The sequence below is a fragment of the Aquincola agrisoli genome, from assembly GCF_036621135.1.
Taxonomy (GTDB): Bacteria; Pseudomonadota; Gammaproteobacteria; order Burkholderiales; family Burkholderiaceae_C; genus Aquincola; species Aquincola agrisoli.
In genome coordinates, this window is sequence record NZ_JAZIBG010000052.1 from 1 (window position 1) to 23180 (window position 23180).

Annotated in this window: 23 protein-coding genes and 3 pseudogenes; 12 read left to right on the top strand and 14 right to left on the bottom strand. The window is 68.1% G+C overall.

The window, feature by feature from the left end:
* From V4F39_RS23840 to V4F39_RS23870, 7 genes and pseudogenes are all read left to right on the top strand, one after another.
* A pseudogene (locus V4F39_RS23840) lies at positions 1–152 on the top strand (tartrate dehydrogenase); the annotation flags it as partial.
* Positions 153–222: 70 nt separating this feature from the next.
* Positions 223–1188 carry a tripartite tricarboxylate transporter substrate binding protein gene (locus V4F39_RS23845; protein ID WP_332292600.1) on the top strand — a complete coding sequence of 322 codons (966 nt, stop codon included), beginning with the start codon at positions 223–225 and terminating at the stop codon, positions 1186–1188.
* Positions 1189–1285: 97 nt separating this feature from the next.
* Positions 1286–1897, top strand: coding sequence for a PEP-CTERM sorting domain-containing protein (locus V4F39_RS23850; protein WP_332292602.1), 612 nt, complete (start codon positions 1286–1288; stop codon positions 1895–1897).
* A 32-nt stretch (positions 1898–1929) separates the two neighbouring features.
* Positions 1930–3201 (top strand): hypothetical protein, encoded by a 1272-nt coding sequence (locus V4F39_RS23855; protein ID WP_332292604.1) that lies wholly within the window; start codon positions 1930–1932, stop codon positions 3199–3201.
* Positions 3202–3287: 86 nt separating this feature from the next.
* Positions 3288–3737, top strand: a complete 450-nt coding sequence (locus tag V4F39_RS23860; protein ID WP_332292605.1) for a hypothetical protein — start codon at positions 3288–3290, stop codon at positions 3735–3737.
* A 27-nt stretch (positions 3738–3764) separates the two neighbouring features.
* Positions 3765–4685, top strand: a complete 921-nt coding sequence (locus V4F39_RS23865; protein WP_332292607.1) for a LysR family transcriptional regulator — start codon at positions 3765–3767, stop codon at positions 4683–4685.
* A 53-nt stretch (positions 4686–4738) separates the two neighbouring features.
* A pseudogene (locus V4F39_RS23870) lies at positions 4739–4996 on the top strand (IS110 family transposase); the annotation flags it as partial.
* Positions 4997–5050: 54 nt separating this feature from the next.
* Here V4F39_RS23870 and V4F39_RS23875 read toward each other — a convergent pair.
* On the bottom strand, positions 5051–5659 hold the full coding sequence (locus V4F39_RS23875) for a trimeric intracellular cation channel family protein (protein WP_332292608.1): 609 nt from the start codon (positions 5657–5659) through the stop codon (positions 5051–5053).
* Positions 5660–5737: 78 nt separating this feature from the next.
* Positions 5738–7279 (bottom strand): P-loop ATPase, Sll1717 family, encoded by a 1542-nt coding sequence (locus V4F39_RS23880; protein ID WP_332292610.1) that lies wholly within the window; start codon positions 7277–7279, stop codon positions 5738–5740.
* Positions 7280–7459: 180 nt separating this feature from the next.
* Between V4F39_RS23880 and V4F39_RS23885 the strand changes: the two genes are divergently transcribed.
* The 3 genes and pseudogenes from V4F39_RS23885 to V4F39_RS23895 all read left to right on the top strand — a co-directional run.
* The gene (locus tag V4F39_RS23885; protein ID WP_332292612.1) at positions 7460–7858 is read left to right on the top strand and encodes a phage integrase N-terminal SAM-like domain-containing protein; all 399 of its coding nucleotides are present in this window, start codon (positions 7460–7462) and stop codon (positions 7856–7858) included.
* Positions 7836–8081, top strand: a complete 246-nt coding sequence (locus V4F39_RS23890) for a site-specific integrase (RefSeq protein WP_332292613.1) — start codon at positions 7836–7838, stop codon at positions 8079–8081. The genes V4F39_RS23885 and V4F39_RS23890 overlap by 23 nt, the downstream gene beginning before the upstream one ends.
* 8 nt (positions 8082–8089) lie before the next feature.
* Positions 8090–8134: pseudogene (locus V4F39_RS23895) on the top strand (hypothetical protein); the annotation flags it as partial.
* Positions 8135–8254: 120 nt separating this feature from the next.
* On the opposite strand, the gene V4F39_RS23900 reads toward V4F39_RS23895, so the two are convergent.
* From V4F39_RS23900 to V4F39_RS23925, 6 genes are all read right to left on the bottom strand, one after another.
* On the bottom strand, positions 8255–9226 hold the full coding sequence (locus V4F39_RS23900) for an SLAC1 anion channel family protein (protein WP_332292614.1): 972 nt from the start codon (positions 9224–9226) through the stop codon (positions 8255–8257).
* On the bottom strand, positions 9223–10818 hold the full coding sequence (locus V4F39_RS23905) for an MFS transporter (protein WP_332292664.1): 1596 nt from the start codon (positions 10816–10818) through the stop codon (positions 9223–9225). Before V4F39_RS23905 ends, V4F39_RS23900 begins: the two co-directional genes overlap by 4 nt.
* 40 nt (positions 10819–10858) lie before the next feature.
* On the bottom strand, positions 10859–11290 hold the full coding sequence (locus tag V4F39_RS23910; RefSeq protein ID WP_332292665.1) for a DoxX family protein: 432 nt from the start codon (positions 11288–11290) through the stop codon (positions 10859–10861).
* Positions 11290–13194: an amidohydrolase gene (locus tag V4F39_RS23915; protein WP_332292616.1), complete on the bottom strand. Its 1905-nt coding sequence runs from the start codon at positions 13192–13194 to the stop codon at positions 11290–11292. The genes V4F39_RS23910 and V4F39_RS23915 overlap by 1 nt, the downstream gene beginning before the upstream one ends.
* Positions 13195–13223: 29 nt before the next feature.
* Positions 13224–13877: a hydrolase gene (locus V4F39_RS23920; RefSeq protein WP_332292618.1), complete on the bottom strand. Its 654-nt coding sequence runs from the start codon at positions 13875–13877 to the stop codon at positions 13224–13226.
* A gap of 72 nt (positions 13878–13949) precedes the next feature.
* The gene (locus V4F39_RS23925; protein ID WP_332292619.1) at positions 13950–14651 is read right to left on the bottom strand and encodes a pirin family protein; all 702 of its coding nucleotides are present in this window, start codon (positions 14649–14651) and stop codon (positions 13950–13952) included.
* A 102-nt stretch (positions 14652–14753) separates the two neighbouring features.
* Here V4F39_RS23925 and V4F39_RS23930 point away from each other — a divergent pair, with 102 nt between their 5' ends.
* Positions 14754–15689, top strand: a complete 936-nt coding sequence (locus tag V4F39_RS23930) for a LysR family transcriptional regulator (RefSeq protein ID WP_332292620.1) — start codon at positions 14754–14756, stop codon at positions 15687–15689.
* Here V4F39_RS23930 and V4F39_RS23935 read toward each other — a convergent pair.
* The 5 genes from V4F39_RS23935 to V4F39_RS23955 are packed head-to-tail and all read right to left on the bottom strand — an operon-like array spanning position 15661 to position 21157.
* The gene (locus V4F39_RS23935) at positions 15661–16638 is read right to left on the bottom strand and encodes a Bug family tripartite tricarboxylate transporter substrate binding protein (RefSeq protein WP_332292621.1); all 978 of its coding nucleotides are present in this window, start codon (positions 16636–16638) and stop codon (positions 15661–15663) included. The two genes, V4F39_RS23930 and V4F39_RS23935, sit on opposite strands and share 29 nt — an antisense overlap.
* A gap of 50 nt (positions 16639–16688) precedes the next feature.
* Entirely contained in the window at positions 16689–16973 is a 285-nt protein-coding gene (locus V4F39_RS23940; protein ID WP_332292622.1) for a hypothetical protein, read from the bottom strand.
* 28 nt (positions 16974–17001) lie between these two features.
* Positions 17002–18096: a porin gene (locus V4F39_RS23945; RefSeq protein ID WP_332292624.1), complete on the bottom strand. Its 1095-nt coding sequence runs from the start codon at positions 18094–18096 to the stop codon at positions 17002–17004.
* Positions 18097–18139: 43 nt separating this feature from the next.
* Positions 18140–19444, bottom strand: a complete 1305-nt coding sequence (locus V4F39_RS23950; RefSeq protein ID WP_332292626.1) for a gallate dioxygenase — start codon at positions 19442–19444, stop codon at positions 18140–18142.
* Positions 19445–19480: 36 nt separating this feature from the next.
* On the bottom strand, positions 19481–21157 hold the full coding sequence (locus tag V4F39_RS23955; protein WP_332292627.1) for a tannase/feruloyl esterase family alpha/beta hydrolase: 1677 nt from the start codon (positions 21155–21157) through the stop codon (positions 19481–19483).
* 135 nt (positions 21158–21292) lie between these two features.
* Between V4F39_RS23955 and V4F39_RS23960 the strand changes: the two genes are divergently transcribed.
* On the top strand, positions 21293–22198 hold the full coding sequence (locus tag V4F39_RS23960) for a LysR family transcriptional regulator (RefSeq protein WP_332292628.1): 906 nt from the start codon (positions 21293–21295) through the stop codon (positions 22196–22198).
* A gap of 9 nt (positions 22199–22207) precedes the next feature.
* On the opposite strand, the gene V4F39_RS23965 is transcribed toward V4F39_RS23960, so the two are convergent.
* Positions 22208–23170 (bottom strand): Bug family tripartite tricarboxylate transporter substrate binding protein, encoded by a 963-nt coding sequence (locus V4F39_RS23965; RefSeq protein WP_332292629.1) that lies wholly within the window; start codon positions 23168–23170, stop codon positions 22208–22210.
* Between the last annotated feature and the right edge of the window lie 10 nt (positions 23171–23180).

The window sequence follows — 23180 nt, forward strand, 5'->3', positions numbered from 1 at the left end:
CCGCGCGGCGGCTGATGCAGGCCATCGAGCAGGTGACCGCCAACCCGGCGCTGCACACGCGCGACCTCGGCGGCAAGGCCACCACCGCGCAGGTGACCGAGGCCGTGTGCCAGGCCCTGGCCGCGTCGGCCGGCCAGCGGCTGGCCGCCTGATTCCCCCGCACCGGCGTTCCGCCTGCCAGGCGGAGCCGCTGCATGCCCGACAAGACAACGGAGACAAGCCATGAAGTTCACCGCCACCGTGCTCGCCACGCTCGCGTTCGCCGCTGCCGCCCCCGCCGCGCTGGCCCAGGCCTGGCCGGCCAAGCCCGTCACGCTCGTCGTGCCGTTCCCGCCGGGCGGCACCACCGACGTGCTGGCCCGTGCGCTCGGCGAGCGGCTGCAGCAGGCCCTCGGCCAGACCGTCATCATCGAGAGCAAACCCGGCGCCGGCGCCACGCTGGGCGCCGACCACGTCGCCAAGTCCCGGCCCGACGGCTACACGCTGCTGGTGGGCGCGGTCCACCACACCATCGCCACCAGCGTCTACAAGAAGCTGCCGTACGACTTCCAGAAGGACTTCGCACCCATCAGCACGGTGGCGCTGGTGCCCAACGTGCTGACGATCAGCGCCACCACGCATGCCACCGACGTGAAGTCGCTGGTGGCGCTGGCCAAGGCCGCGCCCAACCCGTTCACCTACGGCTCCAACGGCAACGGCACCGCGCAGCACCTGATCGGCACGCAGTTCGCCGAGATGAACGGCATCCCGCTGCTGCACATCCCCTACAAGGGCAGCGGCCCGCTGACCACCGACCTGATCGGCGGCCAGGTCCAGATGTCGTTCGACACCGTCACGCCGGTGCTGCCGCACATCAAGGCCGGCAAGCTCAAGGCGCTGGCGGTGACCACGGCCAAGCGCTCCTCGGCGCTGCCCGACGTGCCCACGCTCGACGAGGCCGGCATGAAGGGTTTCGACCTCGGCACCTGGTTCGGCGTGCTCGCGCCCGCCGCGACGCCGAAGGACGTGGTGGCCAGGCTCAGTGCGGAGATGGTCAAGGTGATCCATTCGCCCGAGTTCCGCCAGCGGATGCTGGAGATCGGCGCCGAGCCGATCGGCAACACGCCCGACGAGATGGCGCGCCAGATCAAGGACGACACCGAGAAGTACGCGCGGCTCGTCAAGAACGCCAAGGTGTCGATCGAGTGACGCGCGGCGAGGGATGAGGTACCCGGCCGTCGCGCGCCCGACGTACACCGCGCGCGGCCGGCAGGTGGAAGGTGTACTGCAACCACAGGAGGCAAGCGTGAGACAAGTACTGGACGACATGAGGCCCGCATCGGGCCGCCCGATGGGACGGGCGACCCGCCATGCGGTGGCGCTGGCCGCCGCCACGCTGCTGTCGACGGCCGCGCAGGCGGCCCTCGTCAACGGCAGCTTCGAGAGCGGCCTGCAAGGCTGGACCGTCGGCAACTTCTTCGCCGAGGACTACGACTACGGCATCGACGCCCTGGCCCATTCGGGTCAGGCCGCGTTCTTCGGGGGTGGCATCGGCGCGGCGGGCACGCTGTCGCAGACCGTCGCGACCACGCCCAGCCAGGCCTACGTGCTGAGCTTCTGGCTGGCCGGCGACGGCTTCATGCCCAACGAGTTCACGGTGCTCGCCAACGGGGCGCCGCTCTTCCAGCTGAGCGACGCCGCGTTCCTGTCCAACACCTACCAGCAGTTCAAGGTGTTCCTGAGCCCGGCGACGGCGTCGACCTCGCTGTCGTTCGCGTTCCGCAGCGACAGCGGCGCCTTCCACTTCGACGACGTGGCGCTGGCACCGGTGCCCGAGCCGACGACCACGCTGCTGTTCGGCGCCGGCATCGCCGCCCTGCTGGCTGCGCGCAAGTTGCGCGGCAGGCCGAGCCGGTAACCCACCCCCACCGACAACGAGGAGACAACATGATGAAGTTCGCACAGCTCGCCCGCACCGTCGTCGCCACGGCCGCGGTGCTCGCCACCACGGGCGCGATGGCCCAGGTGACGACGCCCGACATGATCAAGGCCCGGCAGAAGGTCTTCGGCGTCGAGAACGTCAACGCTTCCACCGGCGCGCTGAAGAAGGACCTGGTGATCTTTTCCTGGCTGGGCCACAACACCGGTGCGGTGTCGATGCACGGCCGCATCTTCCTGATCGACTCCTATATCGCGCGCCTCGAGACCACGCCCGGCCGCACCCCGTTCGTGATCAAGGACATCGTCGACCTCAAGCCCGAGGGCATCTTCGTCGGCCATGGCCACGGCGACCACGCCGACAACGCGGCGTTCATCGCGGCCAAGGCGGGCACCAAGCTCTACATGTCGCCCGAAGCCTGCGGTACCGCGCAGACGGCGCTCACGCGGATGAAGAACGATCCGTTCATGAAGGCCGACCCGTGGTTCGCGATCCCCGAGAGCACGACCATCGAATGCAACGGCATGACGACCGCCGGCTCCGTGCCGGCAACCGAAGTGGCACGCGTGCGCCAGTTCGATCCGCAGGTCTGCGTGCTCGCGTACCGCGCCCTGCACTCCACGAGCGTCGCCACCGATCCCGATTGGGGCTACCGCCCGGTGATCGACACCCCCGACCCCAACGACGCGAAGTGGTTCCCGGTCGGCACCCGGCTCACGCCCAGCAACCCGCGGCTGGCGGGCCAGCAGGATATCCGCCAGGGCAGCGGCCCCGGCGGTGTCGACCAGATCAACTACGTCTTCGTCTCGCGGCTCGGCTACAACTTCACCATCCACGCCAACGTGTCGATCGGCGCGCTCAAGGAAGGCATCGGCAGCAACTTCCGCAACGGCACCCCGGCGGACGGGCAGCGCCTGCTGACGCTGGCCGGGCAGCAGTTGCCCAAGACCGACCTGCTGTTCACGACGCTCGACTCGGGCAACATCGAGAACAACGGGTGGCGCGACCATGTGATCTGGACGGAGGCGATCCGCCCGAAGGTGCTCAGCACCGGCCACGTGCCCGTCGCGACCGCGATGCAGTACTTCTCGGGCTTCAAGGACCAGCTGGCGTTCATGGAGCAGCCGCGCAACAACTGGCCCGGCTTCCCGATGAAGGACTGGCCGCGGATCCACAACCACACCGACCCGACGGACATCCTGAAGCCGCAGATCTACAACTCGGGCGATCCCGCCTGGGCGGATCCGCAGAAGGCGGGCCGCATCGCGCAGTACTGCTCGTAAGGGTGGCCAGTCGATCCCGGTCGGGCCACGGGGCGCGGCCGGGATCGATGCCGACGATGTGACACGCGATGCCCAAGGAGTTCTCGATGCGCAAGCACGCATGGCTGCACGCGGCGCTCGCCGGGACCGCTGCCGCGTTCGCCGCCGTCGCCCAGGCGCACGAGCCGGCGGACCCCAAGTACGGAGGGCAGGTCGTCGTGGCGGCGCACCTCGATTTCGAGATCGTTCAACGGGACAACGACCTGGTCTTCTACATCGAGGACCACAGCGAGCTGGTGCCGACCGAAGGGGCGCAGGGGAAAGTCGCGATCGCTGCCGATGGCGAAGGGGCCGCGGTCGAACTGAAGCCGCTGGCGCCCAACATGCTGGTGGCTTCCGGCGTCAGCCTGAAGCCGGGGGACCAGGTCGCCGTCTCGCTCCTGCTGCAGCGGCCGGCGGACATCACCTTCCACTTCTCGCTGGGGGCGGACGGACAGACGATGCGGCGTGTCGCGATGCCGGGGATGCTGCCGGCGGAGTTCCCGCGGTTCCGATAGCAAGCCGGAGGGCATGCCACCGAACGCATGAGCAGCACCTCGCCCTCCGAGCTGGCCTTCTTCGCCACGCTGGCCTCGTGCGGCAGCCTCACGGCGGCCGCACGCGACCTCGGCATCACCAAGCCGGCCGTCAGCAAGCGGCTGGCGCAGATGGAGGCGCGGCTCGGGTTGCCGCTGGTCAACCGGACCACGCGGCGCATGAGCCTCACGCCCGAAGGCGAGGTGTACCTGCAGCATGCGCGCCGCATCCTGGCCGACATTGCCGACCTCGACCAGCTGCTGGGCGCCTCCCGCGGCCGGCCCGCGGGGCTGCTGCGCGTCAACGCCACGCTGGGCTTCGGCCGCAGCCATGTGGCACCGGTCATCTCCCGCTTCGTGCGCGAGCATCCGGAGGTCGAGGTGCAGCTCCAGCTCTCGGCGAACCCGCCGGCGCTGACCGACGACCGCTTCGACGTCTGCGTGCGCTTCGGCGAGCCGCCCGACGCCCGCGTGCTGGCGCGCAAGTTGGCACCCAACCGGCGCATCCTCTGCGCCGCGCCGGCCTACCTGGCGGCGCATGGCACGCCGCGCACGCCAGCCGAACTGGCGCGCCACAACTGCATCGGCATCCGCCAGGGCGACGAGGCCTACGGCCTGTGGCGGCTCACCTGCGGACGCGGCGACGCGCAGCACACCGAGCCCGTGCGCATCCGCGGCACGCTCACCACCAACGACGGCGAGATCGCGGTGAACTGGGCGCTCGACGGCCACGGCATCCTGATGCGGGCCGAGTGGGACGTGGCGCGCTACCTGCGCAGCGGCCGGCTGGTGCCGGTGCTGCCGCAGTACCGCACGCCCGAGGCCGACGTCTACGCGGTGTTCCCGCAGCGGCACCAGCTCTCGGCGCGGGTGCGGGCCTTCGTCGATTTCTTGGCCAGTGCGTTCGCGGCGGGTACGCCGGCGTACTGAGCGGGGCTCGACGCGCGCAACGCGCTGGAGTGTGCGGAGTGGACCTCACGCCCTGGCTGGGCCTGTGTCCGGGCACCAAGATCACCGGCGGCAAGGTCATGAGCGGCAAGACCAAGCGGTGTGCCAATCGGGCAGCACAGGCCCTGCGGCTGGCAGCTGCCGCGCTGCGGGTGAGCCAGTCCGCGCTGGGCGCCTACTACCGACGGCTTTGCGCTCGCATGGACAAGGGCAAGGCCGTCACGGCCGCCGCGCACAAGCTCGCCAGGCTGATCTACGCGATGCTGACCAAAGGCGCGGAATACACCGAGCGGACCAGGCGGCTCGGCATGCAGATCAACTACTTGGGAGTTGTTTTTTGAGAGGCATCACTGCGGAAGCGCAAACGCGGGTAGCCGAAGATTGAAGGCGATGGCTGTTAACCGGACACCCAATACGGACACGAAACCGGCGGCCAGCGCAAACCCGGTAGGGACCCTAGCGGCTCGCATGAGCAAATAAACACCTATGCCAGCGATGGCGGCCGATGCATATATGTCTTGGCGAAGGATCAACGGCACCTTTGCAGACAGAAGGTCGCGGACAACGCCACCTCCGGCACCTGTGAGGGTACCCATAAGAACAATCACGGGTGCGCGGCACCCTCGGCTCTCTGCGATTCGAGCGCCAGACATTGCAAACAACGATAAACCGAAGGCGTCTGCGATGAGCAAAGCGTTCGTTGGGACAGCGATAGAGTGAACCCAAATCAGAGTCAGCGTTGTTGCGGCGAAGATGGAGAAGACTGGCCAAGGATCTTCGATCCAGAAGATGGGGTATCGATTCAAGAGCAGGTCGCGAATCGTTCCACCGCCGACCGCTGTGACGGACGCAAGAACGAGGATTCCGAGCAAGTCGAGCTGCGCTCCTATGCCGGCGAGTGCACCGCTGACTGCGAAAACGGCTACGCCAAGAAGATCAAGGACGCGCAACAGCACGATATTGTGTTCTGGTGATGTCTAACGTGCGCGGTCAACGGACCAGCCAGCGTAGCTGGCGCAGGTCCGCTTGAATGGTTAGCCGCCGTCACGCTCCCGTGGCTCGGTAAGATTAAGCACCCGGACAAGTCCGTCATGTACGCGGTACTCGTCAGATTCGACGAAGCCCTGGGATGGATAAAAGCACTTGTACTTCCACTCAGTCGAAGCCCCAATTTTTATCCCGATGACGGAGTTGTCAAAGAGAAACCTAAGATGTCTATTGGTATCGCTGACGCTGTACCTCGAATCAATCTTGATGAGCTCCCGTGTCAAAGCATCCTGCGTGATGCTCGTCGATCCATTATTTTGCAACGCATCAAGCAATGCTCGAATTTCAGGGCGCTGGACGCCCCACTCGTCAATGATTTCCTGCTTTAGCCACTCCGAGTACCCCGGCTCTGCGGCGTATATCGATTCACATTCAATATGCTGAAACTCCTGAACACCATCCGCAAACGGATCTTCTGACTTTTCCCGCATCGAACTAACCGTGCGACTAAGCAAGGAAATTATATCTCTTGGTCGCATCATCGTTCGGCGAATTAGATAGTTAATTGGCTTTGCTCTTTGGCGCATCTCCGACTTGTCAAATAGATTGTCGATTTCCACCATGACGGGTGCACCCTTCTGCTTAGCGAAGTAGTTAACGCGCCTAAGCAGCATATTGATTAGAGACGGCTTATTCCAATGCAGAAGAGCGCCGCAGTCTTCGCGCAGCTTGTTTGCATCATTAATGCTCAGGACGTCAAATATGTCTTCCCGTAGGAAAACCAACGGGCGGATCTTGCCCTTGTAGCTGGCGTTTATGGAATCGGCGGCGGAGACGAGTCCGGCTATTACGCGCTTAGATGTTTCATAGGAAACAGAGTCCCACGCTTCATCGACCCTATCGAAGCAAACAAACACGGTCGGCCACTTTTCGTCGGCCTCTGAAAGAGCCCGCTCAAGAATAGAAATCAGGTTTTCGATATTTTCTGAAAGCGCGCCCTTAAGCCCTGCATCTTGCCGAACCTGTTCGAACGATATTTCGCCCGACTCCACATTGATGGAATCAAGCTCCCCGCCTTCCAGATCAACCCCCCCGCCGGGCAGCTTAATCCTTGAAAGTGACAGTAGCTTCCTGCCGACAATCTGATATATGGACGGAATAGGGGAATCAAAGAGCTTTTCGAGAAGTCGTTCTGCTGCTTCGATTTTCTTTGGGACTGCCCTCCCTTTGCCCTTAAACCATTCGCTATATGCCTTAACGCATTCGACGAGTATTACAAAGCGCCAAGACTGCTTATAGAGTAACGACTCCGCCTTCGCCTCGTTTGTCAAGATCGCATGTATGCTCCAGTTGTAGTCCTCAAACGAGAGAGGAATCAGAATCTCCCCATTGGTAAGAATTGTTCCTCTATTGTCGCGAAGAAATTGAAAAACAGCGGTCTTCCCTGCGCCTTTTCGCCCCAGTATGAGAAAAGATGATGGGCTGGAAATTACCGAGGAAAGCACCTGATTGTCATAGAAGTACTGCGACAAAAGATCGTCTCGCTCAGCAGACACCTTTCCAAAATCAATCCATTCAAGAATATTCACTTCAATCCCTCCATTCTTTCGATAGCAACAACTGCTGACACGGCGGCTGCCTAGATTTAGACATCACGATGCTAGACGCCACATGCGGCCTAAGTCAACGAGGTGCGGTCGCAACGCTCCTCGTGACCTCATCAACATGGAGGATGGCCGGGCTGCGTTAGGCCGCCTAAATTTTTGCGGATGGAAACCGCTTCTTCCGTGTTTGCAAGCGCCACCCTCCCAGCCACGCTCAGTGAACCAAAGCTGTTCGATCAGGTACGCGCACGCATTCGCACGCTGCACTATTCCATTCGCACCGAAGAAGCCTACACGGGCTGGATACGTCGCTTCATCCTCTTCGATGGGAACAGGCACCCTCGTGACATGAGCGCGCCCGAGGTCGAAGGTTTTCTTTCCTCGCTGGCCACTCTGAACAACGTTTCCGCTTCTACGCAGAATCGAGCCAAGGCGGCTATTTTGTTCCTCGATAAGGAAATACTGAAGATCGATCTTCCCTGGCTAGAAGGCATTACCGCCGCTCGCGTTCCGCGCCGTCTGCCCGTGGTTTTGACGCCCCATGCGCGAGGTCGTAGTCCGTGAAGGCAAGGGCAACAAAGATCGGGTAACCGTATTGCCGGAGAACCTTATCACTCCACTTCAGCGGCAACTGGAGAAGACACAGGCGCCGCACGACGCCGATCTGGCCCAGGGCCTGGGCCTGGTGTACCTGCCCAATGCGTTGGCCGTGAAGTACCCCAACGCTGCGAGAGCTTGGGGCTGGCAGTACGTGTTTCCCAGCAGCGCCGCCGTCACCACCTGCTGAAACAGACGGTGCAACGCGCCGTTTCCGTCGCAGCCCGGCGGGCCGGTATCGACAAGCCCTGCACGCCGCACGTGCTGCGGCACAGCTTCGCTAAGCACTTGCTGCAGGTCGGGACGCGGGGGCAGTGCCGCGCGCCGAACCATGGCTTTTGCAGGGCATGTCCCTGCCCGGCTTCAGTCTTCCCGGAAGGCGGCGCCGCTGGCCATGTGGCGCATCGTGCGCACGGTGATCCACGCGACGATGAGGCTGGCCGTGGTGAGCGCCACCACCGCGATGGCGGCGGTGTACGCAGAAGGCCGCGCCTGGTAGTAGCCGATGGACGCACCCGCCCAGCCGTCGGCCGGGAAGGTTATCGCCCACCAGCTCATGAAGAACGGCCCGTGCGCCACGTAGCGGCCCAGGCTGGCCAGCAGCATCGCGATGAAGAGCGCCAGGCAGTAGAAGATGTCGCCGAGCGCACCCGCCTGCCCGCCGGTGAAGGCGAGGTAGGCGCTGAGGCCGATCGACGGCGGTGCCAGCAGGATGAACAGCGTGGGCATGCTGCGCTGGCTCATCGCCGGCACGAACAGCACGCGGTGCAGCACGATGGTGAAAAACGCCAGCCAGAACACCAGCCCCACCGAGAAGAAGAACCAGCTGATCTCCACGTAGCCCAGCGGCACGCCGCCCACCGGCACCAGGATGTTGCCCACGACCGGGATGAACCATGCGGGCGTGAGCACGCTTTCGTCCTGCGCATGCAGTATCCAGCGGCGGATCAGCGTGATCGCGAAGGCCAGGTGCATCGCGGCACCGACCCACCACAGCGCGTGGGCCACCTCCGGCACATAGGCGCGCGTGCCGATCGACAGCACGATCATGGCCACCGACACCGCGGGAAAGAAGTTCGAGCGCACCGGGTGCATGAACTCCTCGGCCACCTCGGCGAAGCAGAAGCCCAGCTTGGCCAGGTGCGCCACCACCAGCACCCCGAAGCTCAGCACGGCCACCACCAGCAGCACCTGGCTGACGACGAGCGGCACGCCGAACGCGCGGTGGGCGATGGCCCAGGCGTTCGACAGGCCGCCGATGCCCATCACCGTCGAGAACATCGCGATCGACAGGCGCGCGAGCAGCGGCTTCTCCGCTGCGATGGCTCCGCTCATGGCCGTCCGTCCTTCAGGTCGAGCGCCAGGAAGTGGTGCACCACCGGCTTCTCGGGCCCGACGTGGAAGCGCAAGGCCGCGGCCTGCATGTCGGCATCGGCCTTCGACACGCGCTGGTGCTGGCGCAGGTGCTCGGCCCACGACTCGACCATGAACCACTCGATCACGCGCCCCGGCTCGCCGGTGTGCTCGGCCACGCCCCAGGCGTAGGCGCCGTCGCGCCGGCGCTCCTGCGCCACCTGCTTCATCGCATGCAGGAACGCGGGGATGTCGTGCTTGCGGATGCGGTATTCCACCTGGACCACCACCGGGCCGCGATCGTGCGCCACCGGCTCGGTCAGCATCGGCTCGGGCCAGTGGTTCGAGGCCTGCAGGTCGGCTTCGCCGGTGGGCAGCTTGGCGCGGTGGAAGAGGAGCGCGACGACCACAAGCCCCGCGCCGCCTGCCAGCAGCGTGCCGGGGACGCCCGCTTCCTGCGCGATGAGGCCCCAGCCCAGGCTGCCGCCGGCCATCGCGCCGTTGAACACCATCAGGTAGATGGCCAGCCCGCGGCCGCGCACCCAGTTGGGCAGCACCGCCTGCGCCACCCCGTTCAACGTGGTCAGCGCGATGATCCAGCCCGTGCCCAGCACCAGCATCAGCGCGACGGCCACCCACTGCGGCGGGGCCATCGCCAGCGCCGCCATCACGCCGGCGCTGAGCAGCGATGCCAGCAGCACCAGGCCGTCGGCGGTGAGCCGCTGCCGCAGCCGGGGCAGCAGCAGCGCACCGACGATGGCGCCGGCGCCCACGGCGCCGAGCATCACGCCGTAGAAGCTGGCGGTGCCGCCCAGCATCTTGCGCGCGACCAGCGGCAGCAGCGCCCACACCGAACTGGCGAACAGGAAGAACACCGCCGCCCGCAGCAGCACGCGGTGCAGCTCGCGGCTGGCGCGGGCATAGCGCAGGCCCGCGCGGAAGGCGCCGAAGAACTGCTCCGACAGGCCGCTGTCGACCGTGGCCGGGCGGCGCCACCAGAGGAGGGCGGCGATCACGAACACGTAGCTCAGCACGTCGGCCCCGTAGGCCGCGGCGGCGCCGAAGCTCGCCAGCAGCAGGCCGCCCGCGGCGGGCCCCAGCGCGCGGGCGATGTTGATGCCCAGCGAGTTGAGCGCCACGGCGTTCTTCAGGTCGCTGCGCGGCACCAGCTCGGGCACGATCGACTGCCACGTGGGCCCCATCAGCGCGGCGCCGATGCCGCCGACGAAGGTGAGCGCGACGAGGTACTCGACCGTCAGCGTGTTCGTCTTGGCCAGCAGCAGCAGGCTGCCGCTGACCAGCGCCAGCAGGATCTGCACGCCGATCAGGAAGCGGCGGCGGTCGAGGATGTCGGACAGCACGCCGGCCGGGATGGCCAGCAGGAAGATCGGCAGCGTGGCCGCCGTCTGGATCAGCGCCACCGCGGCCGGGCTGGCCGACAGCTCGGTGACCATCCACGAGCTGGCCACGTCGCGCATGAAGCTGCCGATGTTGCCCAGCACGGTGGCCGTCCACAGCACGGCGAAGACCGGCTGGCGCAGCGGCGCGAAGCTGCCGCCGGAGGAGGCCGGCACAGGCGCGGGCGTGGGCGCTGCCGCGTGGTGATGTTCGTGGTCAGACGCCAAGATGGCCTCCCAGGTCGTGCCAGGCGACGAGCATGAACCCGCCCGCCAGGCCCCAGTGTTCGAAGAATGTGTTGGTCATCGGGCCGCGCTGCGCCTTCGGCGCTGTCCAGAAGCGGCCCGCCATGAAGTTGGCCGCGACCGTGAACGCGGCCAGCATCAGCGCCCCGAGCCAGCGGTGCCAGCCGCTGAGGATCAACCCCGACGCGGCCAGCTCCAGCCCGATGACGGCCACCGCCCAGGGCGCCGCGGGCGCGAGCCCGAAGCGCCGCATCTCGGCGACGGCACCGCCGAAATCGCGCAGCTTGTCGAAGGCGCCCTGCAGGTAGGCGCTGCACAGCAGCAGCAGCGCCAGCCAGTGCACCCCCGGCGACACGAAGGCGTGGCGCGCGCCATCGATCAAGCCGTGCGTCGCCTCGCCCATCAGACCGCCCAGCACGCGCAGCCCAGCGCGCCCCAGAAGCCCTTGAGGTCGGCGATCGGCAGCTGGCTGCTCCACGCGGTGGCGTGCTGGTGGCCGTGCAGGTTGCAGTCGTTCGCGCAGGCGCAGGCCGCGGCCGCGTTGCGCAGCACCGATTGCCGCACGGCCGCCTGCAGCGGCGCGCCGTCCTGCTCGCCCCAGCGGCCGTAGCCGCCGAAGCGCCGCACCGGCGACCAGTCGGGCATGGCCAGCGGCGGCGCGCTGTCGTCGTGCGCGGCGAAGTCACCGGCGCCGTACACCACCTTGCCGCCGACCACGGTCAGCAGCGCGCTGGTGTCGGCGATCTCCGATTCGGCGCAGGCGAAGAAGTCGCGGTCGGGCACCACCAGATCGGCGAACTGGCCCACCTCGATGCGGCCCTTCTTGCCCACCTCGTTGCTGAACCAGGTGACGTTCTCGGTCCACAGGCGCAGCGCGGTCTCGCGGTCGAGGCAGTTGCGTTGCGGGGTGAGCTGCATGCCGCCCACCGTCTTGCCGGTGACGAGCCATGACAGCGACACCCACGGGTTGTACGAGGCGACGCGTGTGGCATCGGTGCCGGCCGACACCTTGGCGCCCCTCTCCAGCATCTTCTTCACCGGCGGCGTGGCTTCGGCGGCACCGTGGCCGTAGCGCTCGACGAAGTACTCGCCCTGGTAGGCCATCCGGTGCTGCACGGCGATGCCGCCGCCCAGCGCGGCGATGCGGTCGATCGACTGCTCGGAGATGGTTTCGCAGTGGTCGAAGAACCAGTTCAGGCCCTGCAGCGGCACGTCCTGGTTCACGCGCTCGAAGACGTCGAGCGCGCGGCTGATGGTCTCGTCGTAGGTGGCGTGCAGGCGCCAGGGCCAACGGTTCTGCGCCAGGATGCGCACCACTTCTTCCAGCTCGCCTTCCATCTCGGGCGCCATGTCGGGCCGCGGCTGGCGGAAGTCCTCGAAGTCGGCCGCCGAGAACACCAGCATCTCGCCGGCGCCGTTGTGGCGGAAGTAGTCGCTGCCCTGCTTGTAGCGCGAGGTGGCCGTCCAGTTCAGGAAGTCTTCCTTCTCCTGCTTCGGCTTCTGCGTGAAGAGGTTGTAGGCCAGGCGGAGGGTGAGCTGCCCGGCATCGGCCAGCTCCTGGATCACCTGGTAGTCGTCGGGGTAGTTCTGGAAGCCGCCGCCCGCATCGATGGCGCCGGTGACGCCCAGCCGGTTCAGCTCGCGCATGAAGTGGCGCGTGGAGTTCACCTGGTACGCGTGCGGCAGCTTCGGGCCCTTGGCCAGCGTGGCGTAGAGGATGGACGCGTTGGGCTTGGCCAGCAGCAGGCCGGTCGGGTTGCCGGCCGCGTCGCGCACGATCTCGCCGCCGGGCGGGGCCGGCGTGTCTTTGGTGTAGCCCACGGCGCGCAGCGCGGCGCCGTTGAGCAGCGCGCGGTCGTACAGGTGCAGGATGAACACCGGCGTGTCGGGTGCCACCGCATTCAGCTCGTCGATCGTCGGCAGCCGCTTCTCGATGAACTGGTGCTCGGTGAAGCCGCCCACCACCCGCACCCACTGCGGCGCGGGCGTGATGGCGACCTGGCGCTTGAGCATGCCCATCGCGTCGGCCAGGCTCTTCACGCCGTCCCAGCGCAGTTCGAGGTTGAAGTTGAGCCCGCCGCGGATGATGTGCAGGTGGTTGTCGATCAGCCCGGGCAGCACGCGCCGGCCGCGCAGGTCGATCACCTTCGTGCCGGGGCCGGCGAGTGCCATCACCTCGTGGTCACCGCCGACGCGGACGAACAGGCCGTCCTGGATCGCGACCGCGCTGGCCGTGGGATTGGCGCGGTCCAGCGTCGTGAAGAGGCCGCGGTGGAGGATCAGGTCGGGGTGCTTGCGTTCGGCCATCGCGGCGTCTCCTGGTTGCGGTGGGAAGCTCAGCCTTCGTGCGCGCCGAACATCGTCTTGGCGTAGGTGATGCCGATGCCGTAGCCGCCGCCGAACTTCTTCGCGATGCCGGTGGTCATGTCGTAGGTGTCGGTGCGTGCCCAGTCGCGCTGCATCTCCAGCAGGTACTGCAGCGAGGTGATCGGCTGCGCGCCGGCCTGGACCATGCGTTCCATCGCGCGGTTGTGCGCCTCGGTGGAGATGTCGCCGCAGGCGTCGGCGATCACATAGACCTCGAAGCCCTGGTCCAGCGCCGACAGCGCCGGCCCGACGATGCACACGCTGGTCCACAGCCCGGCCAGCACGATGCGCGACTTGCCGATCTCGTTGATGCGGGCGATGACGGCGGCGTCTTCCCAGGTGTTCATCGAGGTGCGGTCGAGCAGCTTCTGGCCCGGGAAGGGGGCGGTGACTTCCTCGAACATCGGGCCCGAGAAACTCTTCTCGGCCACGGTCGTGAGGATGGTCGAGGCGCCGAAGCCCGCGGCGGCGCTGGCCACCAGGCCGGCGTTGGAGCGCAGCTGCACCGGATCGATCGAGTGGGTGGCGAAGGCCATCTGCGACTGGAAGTCGATCATGACCAGCGTGTGATCGTGCGGGGTCAGCAGTTTGGCGCCGGGGGTGGGGGTGGCGGTGACGGTCATCGGGGTGCTCCTGTGGGGCGGTGGTGGGGAAAGAGGGATGCAGGGACCGGGCCCGCGAGGGGCCCGGCCGGTTCAGGCAGCGGAATCGACGAGCACGAGCTCGGCGTCGGACAGCGCGGTGACGCGGATCGTGTCGACGTCGCTGATGGCCGCGCCGTCGCGGGCCTGCAGCGTCACGCCGTCCACCTCGACCTCGCCGCTGGCCGGCACCAGGTAGCCGCGGCGGTCCGCGCCCAGGCGGTACTCGGTGCTCTCGCCGGCCTTCAGCGTCGCGCCCAGCACCCGGGCGTCGGTGCGGATCGGCAGCGCGTCGGTGTCACCGGGCAGGCCGCTGGCCAGCGCCACGAAGCTGCCCGAGCGCTCGCCCTTCGGGAAGGGCTTGGCGCCCCAGGACGGCGGCTCGCCCCGGCCGTCGGGCAGGATCCAGATCTGGAAGATCTGCGTCACGCCCGGCTCCATGTTGTATTCGGCGTGGCGGATGCCGGTGCCCGCGCTCATCACCTGCACGTCGCCCGCTTCGGTGCGGCCCTTGTTGCCCAGGTTGTCCTGGTGCGTGATGGCGCCCTGGCGAACGTAGGTGATGATCTCCATGTTGGCGTGGGCATGCGGCGGGAAGCCGGTGCCGGGGGCGATGGTGTCGTCGTTCCACACCCGCAGGGCGCCCCAGCCCATGCGGGCGGGGTCGTGGTAGTCGGCAAAAGAGAAGTGGTGCTTGGCGTCGAGCCAACCGTGGTTGGCGCCGCCGAGTGCATCGAAGGGTCTGCGGTCGATCATGGTGTTTCTCCAAGGCGTTGCGTGTTGCGATGGAGAGACTTTAGGATTTGGAGATCGATAAGAGAATAGAAAAGATGGAAAACCATCGATTCCAAAAGCTTCATGAGCAAACTGCCTGACCTGGAAGCCTGGGCGATCTTCGCGAAGGTGGCGGAGACGGGCTCCTTCGCCAAGGCGGCGGCCGACCTGGCGATCTCCCAGCCCACCGTCTCCAAGGCCATCACGCGGCTCGAAGGGCGGCTGAAGACGACGCTGTTCCACCGCACGTCGCGGCGCATGTCGCTCAGCGCCAGCGGCGAGGCCTCGCTGGAGCGCGCGGCGCGCATCCTGGCCGAGGGCGAGGCGGTGGAGGCCGAGGTGACCGAGCAGTCGAAGCACCTGCGCGGCACCATCCGCATCGCCGCGCCGATGTCGTTCGGCATCACGCACCTCGGGCCGGCGCTGCCGGCCTTCATGGCGCAGCACCCCGAGGTGGTGCTGGACTTGCATTTCAGCGACGAGCTGATCGACGTGGTGGCGCAGGGTTTCGACGTGGCGCTGCGCATCTCGGCATTGCCCGATTCGAGCCTGCTCGCGCGGCGGCTGTGCGCGGTGCGCATCCTGCTGGTGGGGGCGCCGGCGTACTTCGAGGCGCATGGGCGGCCCACGCATCCGCGCGAGCTGGCCTCGCACCGGGCGCTGCGCTACGTGCACACGCGCGTCGGCGAGGCTTGGCGCTTCAGGCACGCCAGGCGCGGCGAGTTCGCGCAGGTGGTGCCTGCGGCGCTGCGCGTCAACAACGCCGAGGCGCTGGCCCCTGCGCTGCGCGCCGGCATGGGCCTGGCTTTGCAGCCCGAGTTCCTGGCCTGGGAAGACCTGCAGTCGGGCGCGCTGGAAGAAGCGATGCCCGACTGGCAGGTGCCGCCGATCGCGCTGCACATCGTCACCCCGCCGGGCCGCGACCGGCCGGCGCGCGTGCAGGTGCTGATCGAGTACCTGGCGGCGTATTTCGCGCGGGCGCCTTGGGCGGTCAATCCAGAGAGACCTTCGCGCGCTTGATCACGTCGGCGTACTTGGCCGATTCGGCCGCGATGAACGTGTTGAACTGCTCGCGTGTCGCGGGGAAGGCGTCGTAGCCGAAGGTGGCGAAGCGCTCCTTCATGTCCGGCTCGGCCAGCGCGGCCTCGATGTCCTTCTGGATCCTGTCGGCCAGCGCCTTGGGCAGCCCCCGGGGCGCGGCGATCGCCGTCCAGCCCGACATCTCGTAGCCTGCCGGGCCGCCCGACTCGGCCACCGTGGGCACGTCGGGGAAGGCGGCCTGGCGCTTCGGCGCCGTGATGGCGATGAAGCGCAGCTTGCCGGCGCGCTGCAGCGGGCCGGCGGTGGCCAGCGTGCCGAGCGACCAGTTCAGTTCGCCGTTGGCCACGCCGGCATACAGCATCGAGGTCTCCTTGTAGATGACGTGCTGCATCTGCGTTTGGGTGCTGGCCTCCAGCAGCGCCGAGCCCAGGTGCACCGGGTTGCCCACCGACCACGAGCCGTAGTTCAGCGTGCCCGGGTTGGCGCGTGCATCGGCCACGATGTCGCCCACCGTCTTGTAGCTGCTGGCCGCCGGCACCGCCATGAAGAACCAGGTGCGGAACAGCGGCGCCAGCACGTCGAAGTCCTTGGCCGGGTCGTAGGGCAGCTTCTTGAACAGGTGCGGGTAGGCGGCCAGGTGCACGTTGTCGAGCTGGACCAGGTCGTGCCCGTCCGTCGCGCCGCGCTTGAAGGTGTCGATCGCGATGAAGCCGTTGGCACCCGGCTTGTTCTCGACGATCACCGGCTTGCCCCACTTCTTCTGCAGCTTCTCGGCCAGCACGCGCAGCACGCCCTCGGGCCCGGCGCCGGCCGGGAACGGGGTGAGGATGCGCACGGGCCTGGTGGGGAAGTCGTCGGCGGCGTGGGCGGCGCCCGTGGTGAACAGGGCGAAGGCGGCCAGCAGGCCGGCCAGTCGGGTCGGGGTCATGGTTGTCTCCTCGGTGGGGGTGGAAAGGGAAAGGCGTGCCCGATGTGCGTTCAGGCCGCGGGCGCCATGCCGTGGCATCGCTTGGTGTCGGCCGTGGCGTCTGAGGCGAGGAAGGCGAGCGCCTGCAGCATCGCTTCGCGTAGCGCCTGCTCGGTGTCGATGCGCGGACGTGGCGCTCCCGCGCGCACCGCGACGGCCATTGGCGAATCGGCCGGCGGCGGCAAGCGCGTCCATCGCGTCGCGGGCCAGCACGACGAGGTCGAACGCCTCGGGGCCAAGGCGTCCAGCAGCAGGCGGGTGGCCATCGAGGAAATGCCGTTCAGCACGATGTTCACGGTGGACGTGTCCTGCAAGGGAGGGCGTTCAGAACGCGTGGCGGACGCCGAGCGCGAAGCCGCTCTGCGACTTGCCGGCGGCCGGGCCGTTGCCCGCGGCCGCGTTGCTGACCGACAGCGCCAGCGTGCCGTCGTTGCCGATGTGGCCGGCCGTGGCGTACACGGCGGTGCGCTTGGACAGGCTGTAGGTGGCCCGCAAGGCCAGCAGCTGCGCCTCGTTGGCGCTGTCCTGGTAGTCGAGCTGGAAGTACTGGGCGTCGATCGCCAGCGCCGGCGTGACGCCGTAGGACGCCCCGAGGTACCACAGGCGGCTGCGCGGCGTGGCGGCGCTGCCGTCGTTGCGGCGGGCGATGAGGCCGGCGCCGAGCTTCAGCGCATCGAACTTCATCCAGCCCGCAGCGGTGGTGCGGCGGTCCTTCAGCGTGCTGGCCGTGAGCCCGGCGAACGCGCCGGTGCCGCCGCGGATCTCGTCGACCGCCAGCGCCAGCCCCCAGGTGGCCGCGTCGTACTTGGCCAATGCCGACCACTGACGGCAGGCCTTGCTGTCGTCGGCGTTCTCGCCGGCGCAGTTGGTGCCCGAGGGGCTGGGACCGGCATTGACCGCGTCGCGGCCGAAGCTGTAGGTGGCGCCCACGGTGAGGCCGCTGAATGTGCCGCGGTACGCGATCGAGTTGTCGACCCGCGCATTGGGCAGGTAGCTGTCGAGCGAGCCGGAGCCGTAGGCGTTGGGGCCGAGGACGTCGGCGTCGAGCTGCGACCAGAACAGCATCGAGTACTGGCGGCCGAACGTGAGGCTGCCCCAGGGGCCGCTGAGGCCGACGAAGGCCTGGCGCCCCCAGGAGCGGCCGCCCTGGTTCAGGGTGCCGCTGTCGGGGCCCAGGCCCTGCTCGAGCGTGAAGACGGCGCGCAGGCCGTTGCCGAGGTCCTCGGTGCCGCGCAAGCCGATGCGCGAGGGCACGCTGCCGGTGAGGCCGGGCATGCGGGTGAGGCTGCTGCCGCTGGCGCCCACGTGGGTCAGGTGCTCGACCGCGGTGTCCAGCAGGCCGTAGATCGTCACGTTCTGCGCATGGGCGGTGGCGCAGGCGGCGGTCAGCAGCCCGCAGGCGAACAGGGTGGGTTTCAACTTGAATGTCTCCTGGGGGTGGGTTTGTTGTTGGGGAGGCCGGTCAGCGCCCGGCGGCCGGCGGCCGGCCGTCCCAGCCGAGCGCGCCGGCCTCCTTGCCGGCGACCGAATACAGCGCGTTCGGCGCATTGCGTGTCTGCTGGAAGGCCTCCAGCGCTTCGCCGCGCATCGCGGCGTAGATGTGCAGGTTGGACACGCCGATGACCGCGCCCAGCTTCTCCAGCATGAAGAAGATGGCGCCGTAGTGCATCAGCCCGCGCCAGTCGCGGCGGCGCACGAGGTCGCGCTCGGTGTCGCTCAGGTCGGCCTCGCGCAGGCAGGCCTCCTCGTCGCAGAGGAAGCGCTGGCGGTGCGACGGATGCACCAGGGCGTGCAGGAAGCGGTTCAGCCGGAAGGCCTTGACGCTGCGCTCCAGCGTGAACGGGTACGTGCCCTCCAGGGCCTCGGCGCCGGCCAGTTCCCGGGCCATGTGCGCACGGTGGCGTTCGGCCGCCGCGGCCGGCATGCCCTGCTCGACCGGCTCGTAGATCGCCGTCGCGATGCCCGTCATCGACGGCAGGTAGTAGCTGCGGTGCCGGCAGGTCACCTGCGAGGCGAGGGCGCCGCGCATCACCAGCCACATGATGACCTCGGCGCCTTCGAGGCCACCCAGCGTCGCGTACTCCGCCTGCGTCATCGCCGCGAGCTGTTCCGGGTCGCGCTCGAGCAGGTCGAGGAAGCGCGCGTCCCACGGCGGGTTGTTGAAGCCCGCGCGCTCGCCATGCACCTGGTGCGACAGGCCGCCGGTGGCGACGACGGCAACGCGCAGGTCCTCCGGGTAGCTCTCGATGGCGCGGCGCAGCGCCTGGCCCAGCTTGTAGCAGCGCCGAGCACTGGGGATGGGGAACTGCAGCACGCCCATCTGCAGCGGGACGATGCGCACCGGCCAGGCCGGCGCGTGCGGGCACATCACCGACAGCGGCGAGAAGCAGCCGTGGTCGAGCGCACGCTCCTGGAAGAACGACAGGTCGAACTCGTCGGCCATCAGCGAGCGGCCGATGTGCGCGGCCAGCGCGGGGTGCCCGCCCACCGGCGGCAGGTCGCGCGCACCGCCGCCTTCGTCGGCCACCGTCCAGCGCTCGCCCACGCCGAGCGAGAACGCCGAGTAGTGGTCGAAGAAGAACGAGGTGACGTGGTCGTTGTAGATGAAGAGCAGCACGTCGGGCCGTTGCTCCGCGATCCACTGTTGCATCGGTGCGAAGGCCTCGAAGATCGGCGCCCAGACGGGGTCGTCCTGCTTGTCACGGTCGAACGCGAAGCCGATCGTGGGGGTGTGGGAGGCGGCGAGGCCGCCGATGATCTTGGCCATGGGTCTGTCGTTTCGCGGGTCGGGAAGCGCGGCCACTCAGAGCGGTGCGGCGGCGTAGGGGCTGAAGAAGTCGATGCCGGCCCAGTCGGGCGTCGGGGTGGTGTAGAGCGCCGCGCCGCGGGTGTAGCTCGATGCCGCGGCCGGGTCGCCCTTGCCGTCGTACCGGGCGACCTCGGGGTAGGGGTACATCGGCCGCGACGCGGTGACGTTGCCGGCGGCGTCGGTGCGTACGGTGTGGATGGCGTCAGGCGCCTTGCCGCCTTCCACCCAGTTCACCAGCGCGGTCACCAGGTCCATGTTCGGCAGGCCCTCGCCGCTGCCGCAGTGGCCGACGCCAGGTGCCAGGTACATGCGCATGAACGTGTCCATGCTGGCCTGGCCCATCGTCTTCTGCATGGCCTCGTGGTAGGCGATCGTATTGATCGGCGAGATGTGCTGGTCGGCCCAGCCGTGCCACAGGATCAGCTTGCCGCCGGCATCCTTGAAGGCCGAGAGGTCGGGGTTGGTCGCATCGTTGAGCGGGTGGCGCGTGCGCAGCCGGCCGTAGAAGGCTTCGGTGAACTCCAGCTCGTCCAGCGTCGGCGGCGTGGCGTCGTCGAAGATCACGTAGCGGGCGCCGTTGACGAAGTTGTCGCTGCCCACGCGGTTGGTCACGGTGTCGTTGGCGGGCACGAACACGCCGGCCCAGTTCAGCTCGGAGCCGTACTGCGGGCCGCCCACCAGGATGCGCCGGTTGGAGGAAGGATCGCGTGGGCCGTTGTAGAACTTGCTCACGGTCGCGACCTCGGTGGCCGTCAGGCAGGCACGGGTGTCGGCGGCGCCTGCGGGGCACTGCAGGGTGGCCGGGTCGAAGCTGCAGGTGCGCGGGTCGGTCAGCAGCCCGTCGGCCTGCCCGTCGAGCGGGTCGCAGGCCGCCACCACGGCGGCGTGCAGCATCGCTGCCTTGGCGGGGTAGAGCACCACGTTGCCGGTCGACAGGCCGTTGTCGCGGTTCGAGCGCGCCATCCAGCCGTGGTGCAGCGAGTTCTGCACGTTGAAGAGGAAGGCCGGCGCGCCGGCGACGATGCCGTCGTAGTCGTCGGCATGACGCTGAGCGGCCATGAGGCCTTCGCGGCCGCCGTCGGAGCAGCCGACGAAGTACGCGTACCTCTCCTTCTGGCCGTAATAGGCCTGGGTCAGCTTCTTGGCAGCCAGCGTCGTGGCGTGCACGCCGCGGTAGGCGAAGTCGACGCGCTTCTGCGCGTCCTGCGACCAGTTGGCATCCGCGCCGGTGTGGCCCATGTTGGTCGACGACAGCACGAAGCCGCCCGACTGCACCAGCGGGCAGCCGTACGACGTGCCGGGCTCGACCGAGGCGCTGATGCTGCCGCACAGACCGCCGCAGCCGATGTGCAGCACGCGCTGCGTCCAGGTGTCGATGGGCAGGCGCACGCGAAAGCCGATGGCGGGCGCGAGCGTGCCTTCGACGGTGCAGAACTTCACGTCTGCGCCGTTGACCGCCACGGTGCCTTCGGTGGCCGAGGTGACGGCGCTGCCGACGCCGCCGATGTCGGTCAGGTCGACCGAGGCCAGGCTGGTGCATGCCGAGGCCGGCTTCACGATGCCCAGCGTCGTGGCGGCCGGGGCGGCATCGCCGCCTCCGTCGCCGCCGCAGGCCGTCAGCAGGGCGCCGACGACGACCGCCATGGCGGCCAGAAAGCGTCTTGTGTTCACGTTGTCTCCTTGGAAATTGGGCCGCGAACGCTGCGCGGCAGGATCGGCAGTGCCGGCGGCAGTCTAGGAATTCGCCGGCCGCCGCGGAAGCATCCGCGCCGGCCGGCGCGATAACGGATCGTTATCATCCAGGCCATGAAGCTCACCAGCCTCCGTGCCCTTGTTGCCGCCGTCGAGGAAGGCAGCCTGCGGTCGGCGGCACGGCGCCTGGGTGTCTCGCAGCCGGCGCTCACCAAGCTGGTACGCGAGCTCGAACGCGAGCTGTCGACCACGCTGCTGGTACGGTCGACAACGGGCGTGCTCGCCACTGCCCAGGGCATGGTGATGTACGAGCGTGCGGTGGCTGCGGACCGGGAGCTCGGGCAGGCCGTCGACCAGATCCGCCAGCTCGAAGGGCGCATGACGGGCTCGCTGGCCATCGGTGCGGTGCCGCTGGCTGTGATGCTGCTGGTGCCCGAGACGTTGCGCACCTTCGGGCAGGCGTTCCCGGAGATCCAGCTCCGGATCATCGAGGAGCTCTACATCGCGCAGCTCACCCGCCTGCGCAAGGGCGAAGTCGACATCGCACTCGGCCCGCTGCCGACGGAGCTGCCGCCCGGCGAGTTCGTGGTCGAGACGCTGATGCCGATCGCGATGGTGGTGGTGGCGCGCAGGGGCAATCCGCTGGCGCGGGCACGCAGCCTCGCCGACTTGGCGCAGGTGCCCTGGGTGTACACGGGCGCGACGCCCGATTCGGGCTACGCGAAGACGCTGTTCGAGCGCCACGGCATGAAGCCGCCGCCGGCCGGTGCGGTCGTCAACTCGACGCTGGGGCTGCTGTCGATCATCGCGAGCGGCAACTGCATCGGCCTGCTGCCGCAGCAGATTGCGCTGCATCCCTTCGCGACGCAGTACCTTGACGTCGTCGCGTTGGCGGAGGGGCCGCTGATGCTGACGCTCGGCGCCCTGGCGCGGACCGACACGCACCTCAAGCCCAGCGTGCGCCACTTCATGGCGCACCTGCATCGTGCCGCGCACCAGTTGGCGCAGCCCGGGCCCTGAGGGGGACGGTTATTCGGGCTGGATCTTCGCGTCGCGGATCACGGCGCCCCAGCGCTGCACGTCGCGCGCCAGCAGTTCGCGCGCCTGGGCGGGCGTGCTGGCCTGCAGGCGCATGCCCAGGCCTTCCAGCCGCGTGCGCACCGACGGGTCGGCCACCGCGCCGGCGATGGCGCGCTGCAGCGCATCCACGGTTGCCGGCGGTGTGCCCGCCGGTGCCGCGATCGCATTCCACGAGGTGACGTCGTAGGCCGGCAGCCCGGCCTGCTGCACCGTCGGCACGTCGGGCAGCGCCGCGTTGCGCTGGGCCCCGGTGACGGCCAGTGCACGGATCTGGCCCGACTGCAGTTGTGACAGCATGGGCCCGACGATCTCCATGGCCACCTCGATCTCGCCGCTGCGCAGCGCCATCAGCACGGCCGGCGAGCCCTTGTAGGGCACCGTCAGCAGCGAGATGCCGGCGACCGTTTCGAAGAGCTTGGCCGAGAGGTGCTGCGTACTGCCCACGGCGATGGTGCCCGTCTTCAGTTCGCCGGGGTGGGCCTTGGCGTGCCGCAGCAGCTCGGGCAGCGTCTTGAAGGGCGACGAGGCGGGCACGACGATGCCGAGGTCGAAGGTGCCGAGCGTGGAGATCGGCTGCAGGTCTTTCAGCGTGTCGTAGGGCAGCTTCTTGAACAGTCCCACGCTCACCGCGTTGGCGTTGGTCATCAGCAGCAGCGTGTGGCCGTCGGGCCGGGCGCTGGCGACGGCCTGCGACGCGACGATGCTGCCGGCGCTGGGCCGGTTGTCCACCACCACGGTCTGGCCGAGCGTCTTGCCCATCGCTTCGGCGACGGCGCGGGCGGTCACGTCCGCGATGCCGCCCGGCGCGAAGGGGACGATCAGCGTGATCGGCTTGGCGGGAAATCGCTCCTGCGCGCTGGCGGCGAGGGCGGCCGCCGCCAGCAGCAGGCCGCTCATGAAGGTCTTGGTCATGCTCGCTCCT